Genomic DNA, 5,826 nt, shown 5'->3' with positions numbered 1-5,826 from the left:
TTTTACACCCTCTTCTTTGTTAATTTAAGTAATACTTTGCTCAAGCTTTCTTCCGTAAGATCCTCTGCATCAGCAAAATCTGATACCGTAAAAGCAGACTCTGTTGTTGGTTTATTTATAAGTTGACGAAGATGCCTCAACATACCATCTGCTATCACTTGAATTTTTAATTTAGAAAACTGTTCCCTACTATACATCCAAATAAAATGTAACTTTTCATCTTTCACCATTCCGATAACATCAATTAGATGAGATGGTTTGGAATCTGGAGCATGATCTAAAAATGTAAATCCTGTCTCTTGCATAAACAAAGAGTCCCTTGAAAACACCTGATCAAATTGGCCCAAATAGTTAAAGCTTATTGAAGGCTTTTGCTGATAAAACGGAAGTAATCCTTTATTCAAGTAACGTAAAATACCATAGTCAACTCCGCGATTTGGGATTCGACGCAATTGCTCTTTGACTGCCTTTAACCCTTCAATAGGTGTCTGAGTTCCTTGAAAATTGAGATGAACGGGATAAATACTCGTGAACCAGCCCACTGTCCTTGATAAATCAATACCTTCAATCATCTCTTCTCTCCCGTGTCCTTCTAGATGAATAGAAACGGTTTGCTGATTTGTACAATCGACGATAGCTTGTCCTAATGCCGTTAATAGTACCTCATCAATCCTTGTCTTATGAGTGACTAGAACTTCGTGAAACAATGCTTGTGTTTCTTCTATTCCTAAAGTCCTCGTCACTTGATCAATCGATTCTTCTGTCGTTTCTTGTATTGGATAGTCCATTGGAATTTTCATCGTTTCTTTTTCTACTTGTTCATTCCAATAATCCTTTACTTCTTTTGAAATACCCGAATCACTGTATGTCTGAAGTCGTTCAGACCATTCTTTAAAAGATGTACTTTTCGCAGGTAAGCGAATTTCTTGACCTTGTTTCATCTGGTTATATACCACCTGTAAATCTTCCAATAGAATCCTCCATGACACTCCATCTACTACTAAATGATGTATCACCCAGAATATTCGATCATTTTCAATCAAGTTATCTTCAAAGTACACTACTTTCATTAACGGACCAGTAATTAAATTGAAACTAGCTTGATGAATATTCATCTCTTCTTGTATTATTTTATTCCACTCTTTTTCATTAACTTGATTCCGTTTTACAACATGGAGTACTGACAGCTCATCAGTCCCTTCATTTCTCTGCCTCCACGTTCCGTTTGGTAACTGTTCGTACCGGAAACGTAAAGCATCATGATGTTTCAGTAAATTTAATATCGCTCCCTCTAGTAATTTCACATCCAATCTTTCTTTTACTTTTAAAAGCATTGATTGATTCCAATGCTCTGTATGTGGATGTTCTTGCTCGAAGAACCAGCACTGAATTGGAGTAAGAGGCACATCACCTATCACAATTCCCTGCTCCGCTTGTACTCCCTGCGTTTCTATAGCCACTTGTGCCAGCTCAGCGATAGTTGGGCATTCAAACATTTGCTTTGGAGTAAGTTTTAACCCCACTTGACTTGCTTGAGATATGATTTGAATACTGAGAATCGAGTCGCCACCAATTTCAAAGAAATTATCATAGATTCCCACCTTTTTAACACCTAATACTCTCTTCCAAATGGTAGTTAGTATCTGTTCGTTACTATTCCGAGGGCCAACACATTCACTATTAATCTGCGTTTCCTCCGGCATAGGTAAGGCCTCACGATCAACTTTACCGTTAGCTGTAAGTGGAATAGCTTCCATCGCCACAAATCCCGAAGGAACCATATAACTTGGTAGTTTCGCTTTAAGATACTCTCTCCACGCATCTACATTTCCATCTCCTACAACATATGCTACTAATCGTTTATCGCCTGGCTGATCTTCTCTTACAATTACAACTACCTCTTTTACATATGCATATGTATGTAAAGTAGACTCAATTTCCCCAATCTCAATTCGGAAACCACGTATTTTAACCTGATGATCAATTCTTCCACGATAATCTAGATTCCCATCTGGCAAATACCTCGCTAAGTCTCCTGTCCGGTATAATCTTGCTTTCAGATCACTACTAAATGGATGAGATATAAAACGCTCTGCTGTTAATTCAGGTCTATTTAAATACCCACGTGCAAGCCCTGCTCCGCCAATATAAAGTTCACCATCAACACCTATAGGAACAGGTTGTTGATAAGCGTCTAGTATATACACTTCTAAATCGGGAATCCGCTTTCCAATATTACTTCTTGAAGCCTGCTGCACATCATCTAAAGTAATTGGATAATATGTAACATGAACTGTAGTTTCTGTAATTCCATACATATTAATTAACTGTGGGTTTTTCTCCCCATACCTTTGAAACCACGGTAACAAGCTAGTAGGTTCTAACGCTTCTCCGCCAAATATGACATAACGCAGCTGCAAATTTTTATTCTCATCTTCTTGTTCACACACTTGTATTAATTGTCGAAATGCGGAAGGTGTCTGATTTAGAACTGTGACTTCTTCCTCCACTAATAATTGATAAAAATCCTTAGGTGATCGACTAATCCAGTACGGAACAACAACTAATTTTCCACCATATAATAATGCTCCCCAAATTTCCCATACTGAGAAATCAAATGCATACGAATGAAAAAGCGTCCAAGTATCTTTTTCATTAAACTGATACCAACAATCCGTCGATTTAAATAACCGAATGACATTGTGATGCTCTATCATAACGCCCTTTGGATTTCCCGTTGATCCCGAAGTATAGATTACATATGCCAGATTTTGGGGACCGACACCAGAAACCGGCAAAGTCTTACTTTCTTTCCCAATCTCATCTTGATCACGATCCAGGCAAATCGACTCAACATTTTCTGGTAACCAGTTCAATTCTTTTAAACTTTCTTGCGTTACGAATAACTGAATGCTAGCATCTTCTAAAATATATTGAAGTCGTTGCTCTGGATATGTTGGATCAAGTGGGACATAAGCCCCACCAGCCTTCAAAATCCCTAAAATACCTACAATCATCTCGTGGGAACGTTCAACGCACAGTCCAACTAAAGTATCAGGTCCTACTCCTTTTTTCTGCAGATAATGAGCTAACTGGTTTGCACGTTCATTAAGCTCCTTATAAGTAATTTTTTCTTTTTCATACGTAACTGCAATAGCATTTGGATAAATCATCGCTTGCCGTTCGAACATTTCATGAATAGTTACTTGAGGCGGGACATCCAGTTTAGGATTGTTGAACTCAACTAAACTTTTTCTTTTATCCTCCTCAGAAATGATTTCTATTTCAGCCACCTTCTGCTTTGGGTTTTCAAAAATATTTTCCAGTATCACTAGCATAACGTTAAAGAATCGTTCTATCTCTTCCTTAGAAAATAGCTCCTCACGATAATCAATATGTACATGTAAAGAGTCTATATCAATTAGATTTTCAATATGCACTGCAAAATCTTGTACTTCTTCACGGTTTGGAATCCATAGTGAGTCACCACTTTCATCACGATCCCTATAATCAATCGTAGTTCCGAAAAGTCTCACATTACTGTTATTCTCTTTATTAATCTGCTTTAATAACAAATCAAATGGATATTTCTGGTGTCTTAATGATTTACTTTGTTTTCTGGACACCCTACTAATAAATGAAAGTACTTCTTCTTCTGGATCAATATCCATTCTTAAAGGAACTGTACTCACCATCATTCCAATCAATTTTCGTTCCATTTTAGTCATACGGTTGCCGTAAGCCATTCCTAAACCAATATCAAGCGATGAGGTCCACCGATACATGGACAACGAGAAAGCAGCAACAAAAAGGGTGTATAAACTAAATTTGTAATCTTCAGAAAATTTTTCTATCTTTCTCTTCAAATGCTCCGTTAATATAAACGTCTCACGTGATGCTTTGGTACTAACTTGGTACGTATTATAAGGCTTCAACCCGGTCACAGATGGCAGTGTTTTAAATTCCTCTAACCAGAATTTTTGATCTTTTTGAAAACGACTACTATTCAAGTATGTTTGTTCATTAGTCAGAAATTGAACATATGAATTTTTAATTTCGCCTTCCTCATTCTCGTTATGCATGTCATAATAATATTTTGCAATCTGCTCAGTAAATATTTGAATTGATAAACCATCCATAATAATATGATGAACATTTCCAAAGACCGCACATTCATTATCGTTTAATTTTATTAAAGCGAAATAGTATAAATTCGAATTAAATAATGTAAACGTTTCTTTTGTTTTCTGCTCAATCCATTCCTCAAGCAAATTTGTATTCTCCACATTACTGAAATCAAAAAACTCAAATTCTTGTTCTTCATGTTTAATAAAATATTGTTTAGGTTCTTGATGCCCATTTTCTTTTAACCTAATGCACAGACCGTCATTTTCACTGATAACGCGATTCACAACTTGGTTTAATTTTGAATAGTTCATTTTTCGATGAAGTTTAAATAAAAATCTTAAATTACATATTCCTTTATCAGAATGAATAACTTCTGTATACCATATTCTTCGCTGCGGATGGCTTAATGGATAACATTCCTCATTGGTCATAAAAATCTTCCCTTCAAAAATTATTTGCTCTTATAGGTTCGTGTTTATGTTTAGCCCATAAATATTTCTGCAGTGAAACTCCAATTACTCCAATAATAACAAGCCCAATCCCTCCATAAACATAGAGTTGAGTTACTCCAAACAAATGCACTAATGGACCACTCATAGCAGGAGAAATAATTAGAACTGCGTTTGTTAAACTGCTTTGTATACCAAATACTCTTCCTACTTGATCTTGATCCGATTCTATTTGTAAAATGACTTGATTAGATACAAGCATCAGCCCACTTCCGATACCAGCGATAAAACTAATTAAATAGGCTAAAACGAAGACCGTACCGGGCGTTATCAAACCAATCCCCCCAAAACCAATTCCCATTAAAACCATACCTCCACATACTACCCAGCCATATTGAAATTGTTTTAATTTCTGAGTTAGTAATGCACCAAGTATTCCGCCAAGACCAATAATAGAAATGATATATCCCATTTTACTTTTATCATGTGGGAATAAGCTCTTAAATAAAGTTGGGAATTGTGAGTCTACTAATTGTAATACCGCCATGGCTATTGTAACGAAAATCATGGTTGATAATATTATCCGATTAGATAACACATAACCCCACCCTTGTACCCAAGCGGTCCAAGTACTTTGTTTTTGCTTTTCAACAAATTCTTTCGATATAGTTTCTTTAAATTTTATTGTGGGTATCAAAACTAAAGTAGCTAATAAACAACTTATAGCTCTTATAATGAGGCAGAACTCTGGTTGAAACCAGCTCAACAACATGCCCCCTATAAGTGGGCCTACTATCTTTGTACCCTGCTCTACTATTCCGTTGATACTTACTGCTTTAGTAAGCAAGTCCGGGGATACAATCTGTCTTGTTAGTGTTTGCTGTGCAGGATAATAGAAAACAATAAAAATGGAACGAATCATTAATGCCACTAAGAGCCAGTGGATATCTTGTACAAATAAAAGAGCAATTGTTATTAGACCAACCATTAGATTACAGAACATCATAATTGGAATTTTTCTAAAACGATCTGCAATAACACCTGCCCATGAGCCAAAAATAATTCCAGGAAGTGCATATGCAACAGGAATCAATCCAATCATAGTAGGATCTACTTCCCATTCAAACCCAACTATAGTCATAATCGCTAACATATCAATAAAAACACCAAGCATAAGCAATGAATAGGCAGAGAAAACTTGTAAATAAACCCTATTTCCTAATAGGCCTTTTGAATCAGTAGTTTTCAT

Annotated in this window: 2 protein-coding genes; both read right to left on the bottom strand. The window is 36.1% G+C overall.

Annotated features, from left to right (window positions below; genetic code table 11):
- Positions 1-2: 2 nt before the first annotated feature.
- Positions 3-4,559, bottom strand: a complete 4,557-nt coding sequence (locus N2V80_RS11905) for a non-ribosomal peptide synthetase (protein ID WP_061655513.1) — start codon at positions 4,557-4,559, stop codon at positions 3-5.
- A gap of 13 nt (positions 4,560-4,572) precedes the next feature.
- Entirely contained in the window at positions 4,573-5,826 is a 1,254-nt protein-coding gene (locus N2V80_RS11900) for an MFS transporter (protein ID WP_000858613.1), read from the bottom strand.

It is taken from the genome of Bacillus sp. FSL W8-0640 (genome assembly GCF_038007725.1).
In the GTDB taxonomy this organism is placed as follows: Bacteria; Bacillota; Bacilli; order Bacillales; family Bacillaceae_G; genus Bacillus_A; species Bacillus_A cereus.
Note: the sequence above shows the minus strand (reverse complement) of the source record. Positions and strands in the feature narration are given on the sequence as shown.

Coding starts and splice junctions, on each gene's coding strand:
- N2V80_RS11905 (WP_061655513.1), bottom strand. CDS start 4,559: ATGACCAATGAGGAATGTTATCCATTAAGCCATCCGCAGCGAAGAATA.
- N2V80_RS11900 (WP_000858613.1), bottom strand. CDS start 5,826: ATGAAAACTACTGATTCAAAAGGCCTATTAGGAAATAGGGTTTATTTA.